Raw genomic sequence first — 18,544 nt, 5'->3', positions numbered from 1 at the left:
GGTCAGCTCAATTTTCGCGGGTGGGCGAAGGTTATGCGGAAGCAGCCACCGCCGACATCGCGGGTTTTGTAGTCCAGACGGGCCTGGTTGCTTTCACAGAGTTCGCGGGAAATGTACAGGCCGAGGCCCGTGCCTTTGTTTTCGGTAGTGTAGAAGGGCTCGAAAATATTCTGCCGGTGTTCGGCCGGTACGCCGGCACCGTCGTCCAGTACTTCGAGAATCGGCAGGTCGCTGTCAGGATCGCGGAACAGCTTCAGCCAGACCTGGCCTTGCTTGTTTTTTATCGCGCTGTGGCGCAAACCGTTTTCCACCAGATTGGTCAGCACCTGGGTGAGCTGGTTGGGGTCCATGCGCGTCTGAATGGTGCTGCCGGACGTTTCCAGATGCAGCAGTTGGCTTTCGCTGGTGGTGGTGCGGAACTCGCTGGCGAAGCGGTGCAGCCAGTATTTGAGATCGAGCAGCTGCGGCTCGGCCTGGCGCCGGCGTGACAGCTGCAGCACGTTTTCGATGACCAGATTCATGCGCCGCGAATGGTCCTGAATGATCTGCGCCAGGCGCAGGTCGGGGCCATCGAGGTCTTCGGATTCTTGCAGCAGCTGCGCGGCGTGGCTGATGGCGCCCAGCGGGTTACGAATTTCATGGGCGATGCCGGCGGTCAGGCGGCCGAGGGAGGCGAGTTTGAGTTGCTGCGCCTGTTGGGCGATTTGAGAGATGTCGTCGAGGAACACCAGAGTGTCTTGTTTCTCGCCACGTTGCAGCGTGACGAAGCTGGGTTGTAGCACGGGGCCGTCGTTCACAGCTTGCATGCTTGAGGGGCGGAGCGTGGGATTGCGCTGCCAGTGCTGAAGGCGTTTGACCAGCTCGGGGCTGTGGGGGTCGAGGATTTTGCCGGCCAGCTCGTCGCGGCCAAGCAGGCTCAGCGCGCCCTGGTTTGCCAAGAGCACGCGGTGCTGACCGTCGAGCACCAGAATGCCGGTGCGCATGCGCTGCAGAATCAGGGCGTTGAGGGCTTCGAGGTTAGCAACGTCGGCCGCCCGCTTTTCTGCCAGGGTTTCGCTGACTTGCAAACGCCGGGTTACGCCTTGGACGAATAACGCGGCGGCAAAGCAAAGCGTGCCGAATGCCCCGGCTTGTACGTACTGGCTTGATGCGGCTGGATTGCTCAGGCTCAGGTAGAAGGTCAGGTAGATCATGCCGATTGCAGCAACCGCTGCGATCAGCAGGCCGATACGGCCACGCAGCAGAATATTGGCAATGGCTACCGCGACGATGAGCAAAGTGCCGATGCCGCTCGGCGTGCCGCCAGCGGCGTAAAACAGGCCGGACAGCAAGATCACATCGACCATGCTCAGGCTGAACACCTGCGCCAGGTGTTGCGGTCGGCGTACACCTAAAGCGATGAGCGCGTTGAGGATCAGGTACAACCAGCTGCCGTATTTGAACAGGCTGTCGTTGGCCATTTGTAGCAGCTGGTTATCCAGCTCGCTGTAGATCAGTACCACCAGCAGCACGCCGATCGCGACGCGGTACAAGTGGTAGATCTTGAGAATTCGCTGCCCTTGCAGGCTGCTTAGGGTCAGGGTTTCACCGGTCACTGCGGGTAGCGCCCTGCTCGAGATGGACCTGGCTGCAGAACCATTGCGAGCCTTGGTTGACGGCGCTCACGCGAGGCGTGTGTACGCCGCAATGGGCGCAGCGCACCATCGGCGCGGCTTCTTCAAGGCCCGGTTTGGCCGGGGCGGGGCGCGTTGCGCGGCGCCATAGCCAGTACACGGCACAGATCAAACCGATCCAGATTAACAAGCGTCCCATAATTGACTCTTCGTTTCGTGAGGCTGGCAGTTTAGCCAAGCTGGTGGCGCCCGCACAGCCGGGAAATGGCACGGTGTGCGTTGTGTCCGTGAGTTCCGGCTGTCTGGCTACGCCGGCAAAAACGTGGGCAACAAAAAAGGAGGCCGAAGCCTCCTCTTTAATTACCCGTTGCGTGTTCAGTCGAACACGCCAAAGGTCATGTAGCTGAACCAGGAACGGTCGGCGTTATTGCCTTCCGCTTCGTGTTCTTCCTCGGCTTCGCTGTTTTCGTCTTCAGGCGGCAGCAAGTCTTCCGGAATTTCCTGTTCGGCATCCTGGTACTGCTTGATTACGTCTTGGCTGGCGCGGGTTTCGCCAGGTGGCAGTGGCGCGTCGCTTTCGATCAGGCCCAAGGTGGCCTTGCTCAGCCAACTGCGGTTGTCCGCTTCGTCTTCCTGGGGCACGAACTTGCCGTCCACCAGGCTCGGGTGGTCTGGGTAGTTGAGCTTCAGGGTTTGCAGGCTGGTATCAGCGAGGTCATTCAGGGCCAGGCGCTGGTAGGCCTCGGTCATGATCGCCAGGCCATCGCCGACGGCTGGGGTTTCCTGGAAGTTTTCAACTACATAACGACCGCGGTTGGCGGCGGCTACGTAAGCCTGGCGCGTTAGGTAGTAGTGGCCCACGTGTACTTCATAGGCCGCCAGCAGGTTGCGCAGGTAAATCATGCGCTGCTTGGCGTCGGGGGCGTAACGGCTGTTGGGGAAGCGGCTGGTGAGCTGGGCAAACTCGTTGAAGGAGTCACGAGCGGCGCCAGGGTCGCGCTTGGTCATGTCCAGCGGCAGGAAGCGCGCCAGCAGGCCGACGTCCTGGTCGAACGAGGCCAGGCCTTTCAAGTAATAGGCGTAATCAACGTTCGGGTGTTGAGGATGCAGGCGGATGAAACGCTCGGCGGCGGACTTTGCAGCTTCCGGCTCAACGTTTTTGTAGTTGGCGTAAATCAGTTCCAACTGCGCCTGTTCGGCGTAGCGGCCAAACGGATAGCGGGACTCCAATGCCTTCAGCTTTGTGACGGCGCTGGTGTAGCTCTTGTTGTCCAGATCGGTCTGTGCCTGCTGGTACAGCTCGGACTCACTCAGGTTTTCGTCTACAACTTCATTAGAAGAACAAGCAACGTTGAGAGCGAGGATGGCGATCAGCAGCAGGTGTTTCACTTGCATGGCGGCTTGCGTCCCTGTGACGGCTGGCTGTCTTGAGCAGAGCCGTCCTGTTATGATGAGCGCCCCGGTTACCCCGGGACAAAGACGCCGTATTTAACCACAAGCGCGTAGCCGAAACCAAAGCCTACGCCGCGCCGTTACCGAGCATTCCTCCAATTAATAAGTTAGCCATCCAGATGCGCGCCGAGGTTCCGTCCGAATTGGGCGGCCAGCGCCTCGACCAAGTCGCCGCCCAACTCTTCAGTGAACACTCGCGTTCGCGCCTTACTGCCTGGATCAAAGAAGGTCTTTTGACGGTGGACGGCGAGGTGGTGCGCCCCCGTGACATTGTGCATGGCGGCAGCGTGCTGGCGCTGGACGCCGAGCAAGAAGCGCAAGGCGAATGGGTGGCCGAAGACATCGAGCTGGACATCGTCTACGAAGATGACGACATCCTGGTCATCAACAAGCCGGCAGGTCTGGTTGTGCACCCGGCCGTGGGCCACCAAAGCGGCACGCTGCTCAATGCGCTGCTGCACCACGTTCCCGACATTATTAATGTGCCGCGCGCCGGCATCGTCCATCGCCTGGACAAAGACACCACCGGCTTGATGGTGGTGGCGAAAAATATTCAGGCGCAGACGCAACTGGTCGACCAACTGCAAAAGCGCTCGGTCAGCCGCATCTATGAATGCATCGTCATTGGCGTGATTACCGCCGGTGGCAAGATTGACGCGCCGATTGGCCGCCACGGTCAGCAACGCCAGCGCATGGCCGTGATGGAAGGCGGCAAGCAAGCCATCAGCCATTATCGCGTGCTTGAGCGCTTCCGCTCGCACACCCATGCCCGGGTCAAACTGGAAACCGGCCGCACCCACCAAATTCGCGTACACATGGCGCACATCAACTTCCCGTTGGTGGGCGACCCAGCGTACGGCGGCCGCTTCCGCATTCCGCCAGCCGCCAACCCGACCATGTTGCTCGCGTTGAAAGAATTCCCACGCCAGGCGCTGCACGCGCGCTTTCTTGAGCTGACGCACCCGGTGACGGGCCAGCGCATGAAGTGGGAGTCTCCGCTGCCGGAAGACTTTGTCTGGCTGCTGTCGTTGCTGCGCCAGGACCGCGAAGCCTTTGTCGGCTGAATCGGTGTCGGCTGAGCTGACTTCCCTCTGGCTAACGCCGGATTGGCCTGCGCCGGCGCAGGTCAAAGCCTGCGTCACCACCCGCGCCGGTGGTGTCAGCCAAGCCCCGTTCGATAGTTTCAACCTCGGTGACCATGTCGGTGATGACGCTAGCGCGGTCGCTGCCAACCGCCATTCCCTCATCGCCCAACTGCACTGTCAGCCTGCCTGGCTGAAACAAGTGCATGGCGTTGCCGTCGCCGCTGCTGACCCCACAGTTGTTGCCGAAGCCGATGCCAGCTGGACCGCCACGCCCGGCATCGCTTGCACCGTCATGACCGCTGACTGCCTGCCGGCATTGTTCTGCAACCGCGCCGGCACGCGCGTGGCGGCAGCACACGCAGGCTGGCGCGGGCTGGTCAACGGCGTGTTGGAAGCCACGCTGGATTCACTCGCCGTACCGCCAAGCGAAGTGCTGGTCTGGCTCGGCCCCGCCATCGGCCCGCAAGCCTTTGAAGTGGGCGCCGAGGTACGCGAGGCGTTCATGGCCGTTCAACCACAGGCCGAGCAAGCGTTCATCCCTAGCGCCAATGCTGGAAAATATCTGGCCGACATCTATCAGCTCGCCCGCCTGCGCCTGGCCGCTTGCGGCGTTACGGCCGTTTACGGTGGCGGCTTGTGCACCGTCAGCGACCCACGCTTTTTCTCCTACCGCCGCGCCGCGCGCACCGGCCGTTTCGCCTCTTTAATCTGGCTTGCCCCCTAAGCTGAACCCGGCGCCACGCCGCCCGTCATCTACAGTCAGTAAATGCGCCGTTCGCCCACAAGGTCGGCTCGTTCAGTCGTGTTCGCCGGCAACACACCTTGAATCCCGAACAAACGGCCTCACTTACTTGAGCATCTCGGCAGACATTTTTTATCAGGTGCGTTCATTGCGCCGGCTGCCCTCTAAAGGAAGGTAAACCTATGCGTATCGATCGTTTAACCAGCAAATTGCAATTGGCGTTATCCGACGCCCAGTCTCTGGCCGTGGGCATGGACCACGCCGCCATCGAGCCATTGCACCTGATGCAGGCCCTGCTTGAGCAGCAAGGCGGCTCGATCAAATCGCTGCTGATGCAGACCGGTTTCGACGTCAACAGCCTGCGTCAGGCGCTGACCAAAGAGCTCGACCAACTGGCCAAAATCCAGAACCCCACAGGCGACGTTAACCTCTCCCAAGACCTGGCGCGCCTGCTCAATCAGGCCGATCGCCTGTCGCAGCAGAAGGGCGACCAGTTCATTTCCAGCGAACTGGTGCTGCTCGCCGCGCTGGACGAAAACACCAAGCTCGGCAAGCTGCTGCTGGGCCAGGGCGTCAGCAAAAAAGCCCTGGAGAACGCGGTTAACAACCTGCGCGGTGGCGACGCGGTCAACGACCCGAACGTGGAAGAGTCGCGTCAGGCACTGGACAAATACACCGTCGACCTCACCAAGCGCGCCGAAGAAGGCAAGCTCGATCCGGTGATCGGCCGTGACGACGAAATTCGCCGCACCATTCAAGTGTTGCAGCGCCGCACCAAAAACAACCCCGTGCTGATCGGCGAACCCGGCGTCGGTAAAACCGCCATCGCCGAAGGCCTGGCGCAACGTATCGTCAACGGCGAAGTGCCCGACGGCTTGAAAGACAAACGCCTGCTGTCGCTGGACATGGGCGCCTTGATCGCCGGCGCCAAGTTCCGTGGCGAGTTTGAAGAGCGCCTGAAAGCGGTGCTCAACGAACTGTCGAAACAGGAAGGCCGCGTCATTCTGTTTATTGACGAGCTGCACACCATGGTCGGCGCCGGCAAGGCCGAAGGCGCCATGGACGCCGGCAACATGCTCAAACCGTCGCTGGCGCGGGGCGAACTGCATTGCGTGGGCGCCACCACCCTCAACGAGTACCGCCAGTTCATCGAGAAAGATGCGGCGCTGGAGCGTCGTTTCCAGAAAGTGCTGGTCGATGAGCCGAGCGAGGAAGACACCATCGCCATTCTTCGCGGCCTGAAAGAGCGCTACGAGGTTCACCACAAAGTGGCGATCACCGACGGCGCCATCATCGCCGCGGTAAAGCTCAGCCACCGCTACATCACCGACCGCCAGCTGCCCGACAAAGCCATCGACCTGATGGACGAGGCCGCCAGCCGCATCCGTATGGAAATCGACTCCAAGCCGGAGGTGCTCGACCGCCTGGAACGTCGCTTGATTCAACTGAAAGTTGAACGTGAAGCGCTGAAAAAGGAAAGCGACGACGCGGCGCTCAAACGCCTCGACAAGTTGCAGGAAGACATCGCCAAGTTCGAGCGCGAATACGCCGATCTGGAAGAAATCTGGAAGTCGGAGAAAGCCGAAGTACAGGGTTCCGCGCAGATTCAGCAAAAAATTGAGCAAGCCCGGCAAGAGCTGGAAACGGCGCGCCGTCGCAGCGACCTGGAACAGATGGCCAAGCTGCAATACAGCATCATTCCTGATTTGGAACGCAGCCTGCAGATGGTCGACCAGCACGGCAAAACGGAAAACCAGTTGCTGCGCAGCCGCGTCACCGACGAGGAAATTGCCGAAGTCGTCTCGAAATGGACCGGTATTCCCGTGGCGAAAATGCTCGAAGGCGAGCGCGACAAACTGCTGAAAATGGAAAGCTTGCTGCACCAGCGCGTGATCGGCCAGAACGAAGCCGTGACCGCCGTGGCCAGCGCCGTGCGCCGTTCTCGTGCCGGTTTGTCCGACCCGGATCGTCCGAGCGGCTCGTTCCTGTTCCTCGGCCCGACCGGCGTGGGTAAAACCGAGCTGTGCAAAGCCTTGGCCGAGTTCCTGTTCGACACCGAAGAGGCGCTGGTGCGCATCGACATGTCGGAGTTTATGGAGAAGCACTCGGTCGCCCGCTTGATCGGCGCACCGCCAGGCTATGTCGGCTACGAAGAAGGCGGTTACCTCACCGAAGCCGTGCGGCGCAAACCGTACTCGGTGGTGTTGCTCGACGAAGTGGAAAAGGCGCACCCGGATGTCTTTAACGTGCTGCTGCAAGTGCTCGAAGACGGTCGCCTGACCGATAGCCATGGCCGCACCGTGGATTTTCGCAACACCGTGATCGTGATGACCTCGAACCTCGGTTCGGCACAGATTCAGGAATTGGTCGGCGATCAGGAAGCCCAGCGCGCGGCAGTCATGGACGCGGTGAGCAATCACTTCCGGCCAGAGTTCATCAACCGTATCGACGAAGTGGTGATTTTCGAGCCGCTGGCCCGTGATCAGATTGCCGGCATCGCCCAGATTCAACTGGGTCGCCTGCGCAAACGCCTGGCCGAGCGCGAGTTGAACCTGGACTTGAGCGATGAGGCCTTGGACAAGCTGATCGCCGTGGGTTACGACCCGGTCTATGGCGCGCGGCCGCTGAAACGGGCCGTGCAACGCTGGATCGAAAACCCGTTGGCGCAACTGATCCTGAGCGGCAAGTTTGCGCCGGGCTCGACCGTGACCGGCGTGGTCGATGGCGACGAGATTACGTTTGCGTGATCGTCACTGCTGGGCTTCATCCCTGCGATAAGTTGGGGTGTTTCACAGTCTACGTCCCATCCACCGTCATTCCCGCGCAGGCGGGAATCCAGGCTTGCATGACGAGCGCGTTTACCTGCTCCAGCCTGGATTCCCCGTCGTCAGATCGTCGCTTTCGCGGGAATGACGCGGTTTTGAAACCGTTACAGTTACCTCGATATCCCACTCATCCCCGCTGCCGAACCACTTCCTGCGGATCGGCATGCACCAACACCTCAGCCCGTGGATAAGCCGCAATAATCGCCTTCTCCACTTGCTCGCACAGGTCATGGGCCACCGTCAGGCTCAGCTCTCCTGGCAACTCCAAATGCAACTGCACAAACCAATGCGTGCCCGAGATGCGTGTGCGCAAGTCATGGGCGCCGAGCACGCCGGGCACTTGGCAGGCTAGTTCAAGCATGTTGGCGCTCACGTCGGCCGGCAGTTCTTCATCCATCAACACCGCCACCGACTCCCGCGCAATCTGCACCGCGCTCCAGAGGATGTAAGCGGCGATGCCCAGCCCGAACAGCGCGTCCAACTGTTGCCAGCCGAACCAGGCCAACACCAATGCCAGCAGAATGCTGCTGTTAAGCAGCAAATCGGAGCGGTAATGCAGGGAGTCGGCGCGAATGGCCGTGGAGCCGGTGATGCGGATGACACGGTATTGGAAAGCCAGTAGCGCCACGGTCAGCGCCAGCGACAGCACCATCACGGCAATGCCGAGTTCGGGCGAACCGAGCGGTTCTGGGTGACGCAAATGCTCGACGGCTTGCACCGCCACCAACACCGCACTCACGGCAATAAACAGCGCTTGGGCAATCGCCGACAACGCCTCGGCTTTGCCGTGGCCGTAGCGGTGGTCATCGTCGGCCGGACGCAGCGAGTAGTGCACCGCCAGCAAATTAAGCAGCGAGGCGGCGCCATCCAGCAGAGAGTCGGTGAGGCCCGCCAGCAAACTGACCGAACCGCTTAACCACCACGCCACACCTTTGGCCACGATCAGGGTGATCGCTACCGCCAGCGAAGCGAAGGTGGCTTGGCGCAGCAGGCGCTCATGCGCTGCGGTTAATTTCATGCGGCGGGACGCAGACCGAAAGCGGCCAGCTGTTGCAGGCTGCCGGTGTGCTGAATCAGGCGCGGGTCATCCAGCGGCAGGGTGCGACCGGTTTCCTGTTGAATGAGGGCTTTGAGGCGAACCGGGTCGGCCTTGCCGTCGGCGCCGAGAGTGTCTTGCAGTTTTTGCGGATCGATTTGCGCGCTCTGGCCTTCGGGGAAGTAGATGGCGCCGGTGGCGAAGTCGATGCCGAACGCGATCAGGCCGGGGATCACATAGAACAGCAGGCCGATGGCGTCGAGGCCGGCGACCACCGGGTCGATTTTGCCTTCAATCTGGCCCCGGCGATCCGGGAAGAAAATGCTGCCGCACGCGCTCAGTTGAGTGAGCAGGGCAACGATCAATGCACCACCAATTACACGAGACTTTACGGGCATCGCAAACACTCCTTTGAGATAAAAATTGTGCGCGGCGTTGGGGCGGTTTCACGGCCGACCTTCGCTCGCTGAATCAGCAAAGTGGGCAACTATACAAGCCAGGCACGCCCGGCGCAGCAAGCGCTGCCCAGCTAAGACCACAGGTAGCGACTGGCCGTTCGCCGGTATACTCGCCGCCCCACTGTGAACGCCGCCAATGACCTTTCCATGTCCATGACTCCGCTGCCCATCGACGCTGTTTTGCCTGCCCTGCGCGCGGCCCTAACCGAGCGCCACGAAGCCGTGCTGGAAGCGCCGCCCGGTGCCGGTAAAACCACGCGCGTGCCCTTGGCGTTGCTCAACGAAAGCTGGTTGGCCGGGCAGTCGATCATCATGCTCGAACCGCGCCGTCTCGCGGCACGCGCCGCCGCCGAACGGCTGGCCAGTGAACTGGGCGAAGCGGTGGGCGGCACCGTCGGCTATCGCATTCGCCTGGAAAGCAAAGTGAGCGCGGCCACCCGTATTGAAGTGGTGACCGAGGGCATTCTCGCCCGCCGTTTGCAAGACGACCCGGCGCTCGAAGGCGTAGGGCTGGTGATTTTTGACGAATACCACGAGCGCAGCCTGGACGCCGATTTGGCCCTGGCCCTCACCCTCAACGGCCGCGCCTTATTACGCGACGACCCGCCGCTGAAAGTGCTGCTGATGTCGGCCACGCTGGAAGGCGAGCGCTTGTCGGCGCTGTTGGACAACGCGCCGGTGGTGCGCAGTGAAGGGCGCATGTTCCCGGTGGAAACCCACTGGGGCCGTCCGTTCCAGCCGGCCGGCCCGTATGGCAAAGAAGGCATCGAACCGCGCACCGTGCAAACGGTGTTGCAAGCGCTGACCGACGAACCCGGCAGCGTCTTGGTGTTTTTGCCGGGGCAGGGCGAGATCCGTCGGGTTAACGATCAACTGGCCGAAGCGCTGCAAGGGCGCAGCGACATTCTGTTGTGCCCATTGCATGGCGATCTGGACCTGCGCGCCCAACGCGCCGCTATCGAGCCTGCGCCCGAGGGCAAACGCAAAGTGGTGCTCGCCACTAACATCGCCGAAACCAGCCTGACCATCGATGGCGTGCGCGTGGTGGTGGACGCCGGTTTCGCCCGCGTGCCGCGTTTCGATCCGGGTAGCGGCATGACCCGCCTCGACACCCAACGCATCTCCCGCGCCAGCGCCACCCAACGCGCCGGCCGCGCCGGGCGTTTGCAACCGGGCGTGTGTTATCGCCTGTGGTCCCAGGCCCAGCACGAACAAATGGCCGCCTACGGCAGCGCGGAAATTCTGCAAGCCGATCTCGCCGGCCTGGCCCTGCAACTGGCGCGCTGGGGCGTGACGCCGCAAGAACTGGCCTGGCTCGACGCCCCGCCCAGCGCTTCTTATGCCCAGGCGCAGGACCTGCTCATGCGCCTCGGTGCCTTGCAGCAGAACGGTCAGCTCACGCCCCACGGTCAGGCCATGGCCGAGCTGCCGGCCCATCCGCGCATCGCCCATTTGCTGCTGCGCGGGCAGGCCTTGGGATTGGGCGACTTGGCCTGCGACATCGCCGCGTTGCTCGGCGAGCGCGACATCCAACGCGGCGGCGGGGCGGACTTGCACAGCCGCCTGGCCCTGGTCAGCGGCGAAGAGCGCGGCCAGCGAGGCGGGCAGGGTGGCGTGCAGCGTGCCCGGCAACTGGCCAAACAATTCCGTTCCTACCTGCGCGGCAAACCCACCGAACCGGTCAGCGACCCCGAGCATTCACGCTGGCTGGGCGCACTGCTGGCCTTCGCCTATCCCGACCGTGTTGCCCAGCAACGCCGCGCTGGCGGCGGCGAATATCGCTTGGCCAATGGCCGCGCCGCGCAGTTTGGTGAGCCGGATGCACTGATGAAACAGCCGTGGCTGGTGGTCGCCGAATTGGGCAGTCGTCAGGGCCAGCGCGAAGAGCGCATCTACCTGGCCGCCGAGCTTGACCCGGCGCTGTTCGACAGCGTGCTGCGCGAGCAGGTAACGGTGCGCGAAGAACTCGAGTGGGACGAACGCCAAGGCGCGCTGAAAGCCGAACGACAATGGCGCGTCGGCGAACTGGTGCTCAACCGCGAGCCGCTGACAGACCTCGACGAAGCCACCCGCAGCCGCGCCTTGCTCGGCTTGGTGCGGCGCAAAGGGCTGGAACTGTTGTCCTGGACGCCCGAGCTGCGCCAGTGGCAAGCGCGCATCGCCTTGTTGCGCCGCCTCGACCTGGCCCACAACGCCAGCAGCGAATGGCCCGACGTCAGCGATGCGGCCTTGCTGGCGAGCCTGGAAACCTGGCTGCAACCTTATCTCGGTAAGGTCACGCGCTTGAGCCACTTCGCCGCGCTGGACCTGCACAACATGCTGCAAACGCTGCTGCCCTGGCCGCTGCCGCAGCGTCTGGAACAGCTCGCACCGAAAGCCATTGAAGTGCCGTCCGGCTCGCGGATCGGCATCGATTACAACGAGGAGCCGCCCGTGCTGGCGGTGCGCATGCAAGAACTGTTCGGCCTGGCGGATACGCCACGCATTGCCGATGGCCGCCAGGTGGTGAAACTGCATCTACTCTCACCAGGGCGCAAACCGGTGCAGGTGACGCAAGACCTGGCCAACTTCTGGCGCAGCACCTACGCCGAAGTCAAAAAGGAATTGAAGGGGCGTTACCCCAAGCATTACTGGCCTGACGACCCGCTGATCGCCGAGCCCACCGCCCGCGCCAAACCTCGCCGCTAAGTGGCGCTCATGCAATGCCCAGGGCAGCCGATAGCTGCCCTTCAACCGTTTCGCCGAACACCGTGGAGAATGATGGTATGGCGCTCAATCTGAAGTTTCGCCACAAGATTTTGTTGGCGGCAGGTTTAACCGTGGTGTTTGCCTTCACCGTGTTTGTGCTGTTCAACGACTACCGACAACGGCAGACGCTGCGCGTCGATGCCGAGCGCTCCATGGGCGAATTGGGCGCACTGACCACCTCCAATATTCAGACCTGGCTGCGTGGCAACATGGCGCTGGTTGACTCCATGGCCCAACAAATCAGCGCACAAGGCGCAGCGCCCGACACCCTCAAACAAATCGTCGGCCTGCCGGTGTACAGCGCGGCGTTTCAGCTCAGCTATTTTGGCGGCGCAGACGGTCTGATGTTCTCGGTGCCGGCCGGCTCGCGGGCCGCAGACTACGACCCTCGGGCGCGTGGCTGGTACAAAGCCGCCATGGCCGCCGGGCAGACCGTGGTCACCGAACCCTACATCGCCGCCTCGTCGGGCAAGCTGGTGATTACCGTTGCCACGCCCGTTAAACAAGGCGGGCAAGTGATCGGTGTGGCCGGCGCCGACATCGATTTGGGCAGCGTCAGCGCCACCATCAACTCGCTGGACTTCGATGGCCACGGCCATGCATTTATCGTCAGCAGCGACGGCAAAATTCTGATTCACCCCAACAAAGACCTGATCCTCAAAACCCTCGGTGAAGCTTTTCCGGGCAGCGGTCTGGTGGCCAAAAGCGGGCTCAGCGATGTGACAGTCAATGGCGAAGACATGCTGGTGCAGTTCACGCCAATGCAAGGCATCGCCTCGGCAAACTGGCAGCTGGGCTTGGCGCTGGAGCAGTCTTTCGCCTTCTCGATGCTCAAGGAATTCCGCGTGACCGCCACCTTGGCCACCGTGATTGCGGTAATCGCCATCATCACCTTGCTCAGCATCTTGATCCGCGTGCTGATGCAGCCGTTGTTCGTTATGGGTAAAGCCATGCAGGACATCGCCGAAGGCGAGGGCGACCTGACTCGGCGGCTGGTGGTGTTGCGCCAGGACGAGTTCGGCCAGATGGGCACCTCGTTCAACCGCTTCGTTGAGCGTATTCACCAGTCGATCAAAGAGGTGTCGTCGGCGACCCAACACGTCAACGAAGTGGTGTCGCGCGTGTTGGCCGCGTCGAACGCCTCGCTGCAAAACTCGGATCAACAGGCCTCGCGTACCACCAGCGTGGCGGCGGCCATCAACGAGCTGGGCGCTGCTGCCCATGAAATTGCCCGCAATGCGGCTGTCGCCTCGGAAAGCTCGGCCGACGCCAGCGCCTTGTCCGCCGAAGGGCAGCAGGTGCTGGGCCAGTCGATCAGTTCCATGCGCGAGCTGTCGCAGAAAATCAGCGAGTCGTGCGGCACCATCGAAACGCTAAACGCCAAGACGGCCAACATTGGCCAGATCCTCGAAGTGATCACCGGCATTTCCCAGCAGACCAACTTGCTGGCGTTGAACGCCGCCATCGAGGCCGCGCGTGCCGGTGAAGCGGGGCGCGGTTTTGCCGTGGTGGCTGATGAAGTGCGAAACCTGGCGCACCGCACGCAAGAGTCTGCGCAGCAGGTTCAGCAGATGATCGACGAGCTGCAAACCGGCGCCCGCAGCGCCGTCAGCACCATGGAAGAAAGCCAGAAACAGAGCGACAAAACCGTGCAGGTCGCCAATCTGGCGGGTGAGCGGTTGGGCAGCGTGACCAGTCGCATCGACGAAATCGACGGCATGAACCAGTCGGTCGCCACGGCTACCGAGGAACAAACCGCCGTGGTCGAAACCATCAACATGGACATCACCGAAATCAACACCCTCAACCAGGACGGCGTCGAAAACCTACGCACCACCTTGCAGGCGTGCAAAGAGCTGGAACAGCAGACCGCGCAGCTAAGCCAGTTGGTGCGTAGTTTCAGGATTTAAACAACGCGAGCCCGGCTTCTGTTGATCGGCTGGGCGGCATTCCGATTAGCCGCGATGCTTTTGCGTTACGGCTGCGCCTTTTCCGGCAACAAAAACCGCGCCACCAGCGGCAGGTGATCGGAGATACGCAAGGTATCCACCTGCCGAACATTCGCCGCTACGCGGGCCAGCATCGGGCTGTGGAAGAGGTAGTCGAGGGTGCGGTCGGGGCCGGTGGCCTGCGGGTCGTTGGGGAAAAGGGTGTACCACGCGGCCTGATTCGCGCCGCCGGTTTCTTCAAGGCTCGGAATCATCGGGTACTTGCCAGCCAACACCTGCAACTCGCTTTGCGGCGCATACCAACTGCGCTGCCGCTCGGACAAGCGTTCGTACTGGCCTGGCGGCAACAGGTTGAAATCCCCACCGATCAACCATGGCGTATTGGCGACGTTCAAGGCGTGCAGCTGCTCGTCGATCATCGCCACTTGCCGTTGCATGGTGTCGTCGCCCTGGGCGAAGGCATCCAGGTGGGTGTTGATCACGGCCATCTGGCCACCGTCGCGGATCGGCAGATAGCTGACCAGCATGGCGCGCTTGAGGTTGAACTGGCGGGTGAGCAGATCAGCCGGCGGCGTAGGCAGCTGCAAACGCTCGGCCTGGCTGATGCGGTAACGGCTCAGGGTGCCGAGTTTCATGCCGACGCTGCCGCGAATTTTCGGGTGCGGCACAAACGAGGCTTTCCAGTAGAACGCTTGGCTGCTGCACGGATAAAGGTCGGCCAGCCGCTCGTGCAGCAGGGCCATCTGGTCTTGGTAATCGGTGGCCTTGGTGTTCTCGTGCAGCTCTTGCAGCAGCACGACATCGGCCTGTTCATCACGCAGGATGCGCACCACTTCGTCCAGGCTGTAGGCCAGGTCCGCGGCGGTGGGGCGGGTGTCGGGGCCGCTGCCGTCGGCCAGGTCGTACCAGAACACGTAGCGCTTGCCGGCCAGGTATTGCACGTTCCAAGTCACCACCTTGAGCGCCTGACCGGGTTGCAAGGTGGCGGTGTTCGCCTCGCAACTCAGCGCAGCGGGCTCGCGGTCGGCCGGGTGCCAGGTGATGCTGTACACCAGCACGCAAAGGGCGACGGCAAACAATACGGTGATCAGCAGTAGTTTTCGGAACGGAAACGGGCGTAACACAGGCATGAGCAGTGGCCAATTGGCGAGAAAGATGCGAACCGGAGCATAACCGAGCACAGCGTTTAGCCCAAATGGCCCGGGTGGCTGGCGAATGTCATAGACAGCACTGTAGATTACGCCGCGGTTGTACGATCTCTTCGGCAATCCCGCCCGGGCCAAGGGTGCGGGCCTCTTATTAAGGATGATAAATGCGCTGGGCTCTGTTGCTGCTCACTGTGCTGTGCCAGCTCGTGGTTGCTGCCGAGCGCGCGCCGTTGCGGGTGATGACCGATCTCTGGCCGCCGTTTCGCATGCTCGATGCGCAGGGCAAGCTGGTTGGGCTGGACATCGACGTGCTGAACGAAGTCGAGCGCCGCAGCGGGCTGCGTTTCGACATCCAGCGGGCGCCGTGGGCGCGAGGCCTGGCGGACCTGCAACAAGGCCGCGCCGACCTGATGATTGGCCTGGCGAAAACTGCCGACCGTGAACAGTACGTGCAGTATTTGCCCACCCCGTATTACGCCTGCGCACCGCGCTTCTACACCGCCAGCGGGGCGGCCGGGCAGGTGCAGCGCTATGCCGACTTGCAAGGCAAAGTGATTGGCTTCGTCCATGAGTCGGTTTATTTCGAGCCGTTCGACTCCGACTCCACGTTGATCAAGCACGGCGTCAACAACGAGCAACAATTGCTGCAAATGCTGCTGCGCGGAAGGTTGGCCGCGTTTATTGGCACCGACTGCCAGGTCGACTATGAACTGCTGCAGCCGCAGTACGCCGCCACCATCGCCAAGACCCGCTATCAGCCCCTGGCAAAAACAGAACTGTTTATTGGTTTTTCCCGCGTGCTGGAGCAGTCCAGCGAGCAAGCGCTGATGAGCGCGGCCTTGAAGAAAATGCTGGCGGAAGGCTGGATCACGCGCCAGGCCAAGCGTTACCAGGCGCAGCGCTAGGGCGCTTCAGCCCGCGGGAGGCTCCACATAGATTTCATACAGCGAGGTCGCTTCCCAATAAGTGGCCTCGATTTTGTGACCGTCCAGGTCGCGCACGAAGCAGCCGTAATACTGCTCGCCATAGTGCGGACGCGGGCCGGGTGGGCCATCAGCGCTGGCACCGGCGTTGAGGGCAGCGGCGTAGAAGGCGTCTACCGAGGCTTTGTCTTGGGCGACAAAGCCAATGTGCGTGCCGTTGCCGACCGTGGCGGGCTGCTCGTCGAAGGGGGTTTGCAGCCAGAACTCGGGGTACATGCGGCCGTACGCCACGGCGCCGGGATGCTCCAACAGCCGCTGGCAACCCAGGGTCGCCAGCACCCGGTCATAAAAGATCACCGCGCGTTCGAAGTGATTCGTGCCAACAGACACGTGGGAAAGGACGCTGGGATTGCTCTCGGCCATGGCGTGGGCTCCGCAAAACGCATGTCCCAAGCCTAGCTGGAAATCAGCCGCGCGCCGTTTCGCTGCTGATCAGCATAAACAGCCGGAACGTCACCACACTGGCGAACAACTGCAGGAAGCCGTTGGCGCAATCCAGCACGAACATAATCAGCTCGTTGTTTTTGCCAGCGAGGTTGAAGCTCAGCAGATCCAGCGCCCAGAGCGGCACCATCACGCAGAGCACGCACAGCAGAATCCGCGCGAAATGGCCGTTGGTTTGGCTGAAGCTGTCCCGCATCGCCGCCAGCGGGCTGAGGCCACGCAGCACCAGCAGGTATTCGGAAAAGGCCAGCTTGACGATCACATACAAGCCGGGAATCACCATCAGGCTGATGCCCACCATGATCAACAACGTGCTGAGCGCCGCCAGCACCGCAAAGCGCGGCCACAGGCTGAGGGCCAGTGCCCACACATTGCTGAGCGCCGGCTGTTCACCACTGCTGCGCGCCGCCAGGAAAATAATCAGCGAGCCGGTGTACAACGGGTAGAAAAACAAGCCGATCACCACGCTGTAAGCCGGCGAGGTATCCGGCCCGCTGGCGCTGGCCAAGGCGTATTGCGCCAGGCTTTCCAACATGATCAGCGGCAAACAGAGCAGGGCGATGCTCAGCAGGTTACGGCTGAAAAAGAACCAGGCATCGCGGATAACGGGAAAAGGATTCATCGCAAACGGTCACGGCAGCAGGAGCAAGGCCGCCACTGTAGCCGAAGGGCGGCGGTGCACCAACGGGCCAATTGTGGCGACCGGTTGGCAGATTGCTTCGGCTATTTCCTACGCGGTGATGGCATACTGCCCACACTTTGGCCGCCCAGGAGTCAGGCTGGTGAAAAGAATTGCCGTGTTCGCCGATGTGCAGAACCTTTACTACACCGTACGTCAGGCCCATGGCTGCCACTTCAACTACTCGGCGCTATGGGCAGACATCGCCCAGTACGGGGAAATCGTCGAGGCGTACGCCTACGCCATCGACCGTGGCGATCCCAAGCAGCAGCAATTCCAGCAAATTCTGCGCAACCTCGGCTTTACCGTGCGGCTCAAACCCTACATCCAACGCAGCGACGGCTCGGCCAAAGGCGACTGGGACGTGGGCATCACCATCGACATCATGGACGCCGCCCAGCGCGTCGACTGCGTGGTGCTGGCCTCGGGCGATGGTGACTTCGACATGCTGCTCGACAAGGTTCGCAGCTACGGTACTGAAGCCGTGGCCTACGGCGTGCCTGGGCTGACGGCGCAGTCATTGGTGCGGGCGGCCACACGTTACGTTCCGATCGAAGGCGCGCTACTGCTGCGGTAACTACCGGCCGGCTGCGCGTCGGCTGCGCGGCGTTAAAAATGCTTTTTGAATGCTCATTGGCTACAGCCAACTGCGCTTCAAAAACCATTTTTGCCTTGCGCAGCTCTAGCTCGCTCGGCCTTGAGCGGCGTTAGAAGGCGAAAACGCTGTTAACCTACGCGGCCGTTGAAACCGCCGAGACCGACCGTGGAACCCATCGCTGTAATCGACTTTGAAACCACCGGCATTTCCCCTGGCCAGAGTTGCCGTGCGACTGAAATTGCGGCGGTGATCGTCGAAGACGGGCGCATTGTTGGGCGCTTTCAAAGCCTGATGAAAACGGGCGTGTGGGTGCCTCCGTTCATTGAGAACCTGACCGGCATCAGCAACGCCATGTTGCACGCCGCGCCGCCGGCCGATGAGGTGATGGAGGCGGTGGCCGAGTTCGTTGGCGACATTCCGCTGGTGGCGCACAACGCCTCGTTCGACCAAAAATTCTGGGACGCCGAACTGGCGCTGATCCGCCGTCAGCGTCGGCAAACCTTCGCCTGTTCCATGCTCCTGGCGCGTCGGCTGTTGCCGCAGGCGCCGAATCATAAGCTCGGTACGCTCAATAGCTGGGCGCGCTTGCCCGTGACTGGCAAGGCTCACCGGGCCATGGCCGACGCCGAAATGGCCGCCAATCTCACGCTGTTTATGACCGGCCAACTGCGCGACCAGCATGGCATTCAAGCCATCTCCCACAACCTGCTGTGCCGCCTGCAAAAAGTGCCGGCCGCGAAAATTGGCGAAGCGCTGAAACTGGCGCGTAACGCCTGAAGAAGCG

Annotated in this window: 16 protein-coding genes and 1 pseudogene; 9 read left to right on the top strand and 8 right to left on the bottom strand. The window is 61.9% G+C overall.

What is annotated here, in order from left to right; genetic code table 11:
- Positions 1–2: 2 nt before the first annotated feature.
- The 3 genes from AC0IW7_RS03850 to AC0IW7_RS03840 form a co-directional block, all read right to left on the bottom strand.
- Positions 3–1,595: a sensor histidine kinase gene (locus AC0IW7_RS03850; RefSeq protein WP_471815860.1), complete on the bottom strand. Its 1,593-nt coding sequence runs from the start codon at positions 1,593–1,595 to the stop codon at positions 3–5.
- Entirely contained in the window at positions 1,585–1,812 is a 228-nt protein-coding gene (locus AC0IW7_RS03845) for a PP0621 family protein (RefSeq protein WP_122492942.1), read from the bottom strand. Before AC0IW7_RS03845 ends, AC0IW7_RS03850 begins: the two co-directional genes overlap by 11 nt.
- 176 nt (positions 1,813–1,988) lie before the next feature.
- Positions 1,989–3,008: an outer membrane protein assembly factor BamD gene (locus AC0IW7_RS03840; protein WP_471815858.1), complete on the bottom strand. Its 1,020-nt coding sequence runs from the start codon at positions 3,006–3,008 to the stop codon at positions 1,989–1,991.
- 176 nt (positions 3,009–3,184) lie between these two features.
- Between AC0IW7_RS03840 and rluD the strand changes: the two genes are divergently transcribed.
- From rluD to clpB, 3 genes are all read left to right on the top strand, one after another.
- Positions 3,185–4,129 carry a 23S rRNA pseudouridine(1911/1915/1917) synthase RluD gene (gene rluD, locus AC0IW7_RS03835; RefSeq protein WP_471815856.1) on the top strand — a complete coding sequence of 315 codons (945 nt, stop codon included), beginning with the start codon at positions 3,185–3,187 and terminating at the stop codon, positions 4,127–4,129.
- Positions 4,130–4,145: 16 nt separating this feature from the next.
- Positions 4,146–4,874, top strand: coding sequence for a peptidoglycan editing factor PgeF (pgeF, locus tag AC0IW7_RS03830; RefSeq protein WP_471816121.1), 729 nt, complete (start codon positions 4,146–4,148; stop codon positions 4,872–4,874).
- Between the two features lie 200 nt (positions 4,875–5,074).
- Entirely contained in the window at positions 5,075–7,639 is a 2,565-nt protein-coding gene (clpB, locus tag AC0IW7_RS03825; RefSeq protein WP_471815854.1) for an ATP-dependent chaperone ClpB, read from the top strand.
- Between the two features lie 205 nt (positions 7,640–7,844).
- Here the strand turns inward: clpB and AC0IW7_RS03820 are convergent, their stop codons facing one another.
- Together AC0IW7_RS03820 and AC0IW7_RS03815 are read right to left on the bottom strand one after the other, a co-directional pair.
- Entirely contained in the window at positions 7,845–8,735 is an 891-nt protein-coding gene (locus AC0IW7_RS03820; protein WP_471815852.1) for a cation diffusion facilitator family transporter, read from the bottom strand.
- Positions 8,732–9,151, bottom strand: a complete 420-nt coding sequence (locus tag AC0IW7_RS03815; RefSeq protein ID WP_122492937.1) for a polyribonucleotide nucleotidyltransferase — start codon at positions 9,149–9,151, stop codon at positions 8,732–8,734. The genes AC0IW7_RS03820 and AC0IW7_RS03815 overlap by 4 nt, the downstream gene beginning before the upstream one ends.
- A 213-nt stretch (positions 9,152–9,364) precedes the next feature.
- Between AC0IW7_RS03815 and hrpB the strand changes: the two genes are divergently transcribed.
- The 3 genes and pseudogenes from hrpB (at position 9,365) to AC0IW7_RS03800 (ending at position 13,869) form a co-directional block, all read left to right on the top strand.
- The gene (gene hrpB, locus AC0IW7_RS03810; RefSeq protein ID WP_471816119.1) at positions 9,365–11,899 is read left to right on the top strand and encodes an ATP-dependent helicase HrpB; all 2,535 of its coding nucleotides are present in this window, start codon (positions 9,365–9,367) and stop codon (positions 11,897–11,899) included.
- Positions 11,900–11,913: 14 nt separating this feature from the next.
- Positions 11,914–13,014: pseudogene (locus AC0IW7_RS03805) on the top strand (HAMP domain-containing protein); the annotation flags it as partial.
- Positions 13,015–13,038: 24 nt separating this feature from the next.
- Positions 13,039–13,869 carry a methyl-accepting chemotaxis protein gene (locus tag AC0IW7_RS03800; protein ID WP_471816117.1) on the top strand — a complete coding sequence of 277 codons (831 nt, stop codon included), beginning with the start codon at positions 13,039–13,041 and terminating at the stop codon, positions 13,867–13,869.
- A gap of 65 nt (positions 13,870–13,934) precedes the next feature.
- Here the strand turns inward: AC0IW7_RS03800 and AC0IW7_RS03795 are convergent, their stop codons facing one another.
- Complete coding sequence (locus AC0IW7_RS03795; protein WP_471815850.1) at positions 13,935–15,038, bottom strand: endonuclease/exonuclease/phosphatase family protein; 1,104 nt, start codon at positions 15,036–15,038, stop codon at positions 13,935–13,937.
- Positions 15,039–15,220: 182 nt separating this feature from the next.
- Between AC0IW7_RS03795 and AC0IW7_RS03790 the strand changes: the two genes are divergently transcribed.
- On the top strand, positions 15,221–15,961 hold the full coding sequence (locus AC0IW7_RS03790; protein ID WP_471815849.1) for a substrate-binding periplasmic protein: 741 nt from the start codon (positions 15,221–15,223) through the stop codon (positions 15,959–15,961).
- A 6-nt stretch (positions 15,962–15,967) separates the two neighbouring features.
- On the opposite strand, the gene AC0IW7_RS03785 is transcribed toward AC0IW7_RS03790, so the two are convergent.
- Together AC0IW7_RS03785 and AC0IW7_RS03780 are read right to left on the bottom strand one after the other, a co-directional pair.
- Positions 15,968–16,402, bottom strand: a complete 435-nt coding sequence (locus AC0IW7_RS03785; RefSeq protein WP_471815847.1) for a VOC family protein — start codon at positions 16,400–16,402, stop codon at positions 15,968–15,970.
- Between the two features lie 43 nt (positions 16,403–16,445).
- Positions 16,446–17,105, bottom strand: a complete 660-nt coding sequence (locus AC0IW7_RS03780) for a YciC family protein (RefSeq protein WP_471815845.1) — start codon at positions 17,103–17,105, stop codon at positions 16,446–16,448.
- 118 nt (positions 17,106–17,223) lie between these two features.
- Between AC0IW7_RS03780 and AC0IW7_RS03775 the strand changes: the two genes are divergently transcribed.
- Positions 17,224–17,739, top strand: coding sequence for an NYN domain-containing protein (locus tag AC0IW7_RS03775; RefSeq protein WP_471816115.1), 516 nt, complete (start codon positions 17,224–17,226; stop codon positions 17,737–17,739).
- A gap of 186 nt (positions 17,740–17,925) precedes the next feature.
- Positions 17,926–18,537: a 3'-5' exonuclease gene (locus AC0IW7_RS03770; protein ID WP_471815843.1), complete on the top strand. Its 612-nt coding sequence runs from the start codon at positions 17,926–17,928 to the stop codon at positions 18,535–18,537.
- Positions 18,538–18,544 lie beyond the last annotated feature (7 nt).

This window comes from Pseudomonas sp. AC229 (assembly GCF_979254655.1).
Note: the sequence above shows the minus strand (reverse complement) of the source record. Positions and strands in the feature narration are given on the sequence as shown.

Bases quoted from the DNA above. Each gene is read 5' to 3' on its own strand.
- rluD (WP_471815856.1), top strand. From the start codon at position 3,185: ATGCGCGCCGAGGTTCCGTCCGAATTGGGCGGCCAGCGCCTCGACCAA.
- AC0IW7_RS03790 (WP_471815849.1), top strand. From the start codon at position 15,221: ATGCGCTGGGCTCTGTTGCTGCTCACTGTGCTGTGCCAGCTCGTGGTT.
- clpB (WP_471815854.1), top strand. From the start codon at position 5,075: ATGCGTATCGATCGTTTAACCAGCAAATTGCAATTGGCGTTATCCGAC.
- AC0IW7_RS03840 (WP_471815858.1), bottom strand. From the start codon at position 3,008: ATGCAAGTGAAACACCTGCTGCTGATCGCCATCCTCGCTCTCAACGTT.
- AC0IW7_RS03845 (WP_122492942.1), bottom strand. From the start codon at position 1,812: ATGGGACGCTTGTTAATCTGGATCGGTTTGATCTGTGCCGTGTACTGG.
- hrpB (WP_471816119.1), top strand. From the start codon at position 9,365: ATGACTCCGCTGCCCATCGACGCTGTTTTGCCTGCCCTGCGCGCGGCC.
- AC0IW7_RS03820 (WP_471815852.1), bottom strand. From the start codon at position 8,735: ATGAAATTAACCGCAGCGCATGAGCGCCTGCTGCGCCAAGCCACCTTC.
- AC0IW7_RS03785 (WP_471815847.1), bottom strand. From the start codon at position 16,402: ATGGCCGAGAGCAATCCCAGCGTCCTTTCCCACGTGTCTGTTGGCACG.
- AC0IW7_RS03780 (WP_471815845.1), bottom strand. From the start codon at position 17,105: ATGAATCCTTTTCCCGTTATCCGCGATGCCTGGTTCTTTTTCAGCCGT.
- AC0IW7_RS03795 (WP_471815850.1), bottom strand. From the start codon at position 15,038: ATGCCTGTGTTACGCCCGTTTCCGTTCCGAAAACTACTGCTGATCACC.
- AC0IW7_RS03815 (WP_122492937.1), bottom strand. From the start codon at position 9,151: ATGCCCGTAAAGTCTCGTGTAATTGGTGGTGCATTGATCGTTGCCCTG.
- AC0IW7_RS03775 (WP_471816115.1), top strand. From the start codon at position 17,224: ATGGCATACTGCCCACACTTTGGCCGCCCAGGAGTCAGGCTGGTGAAA.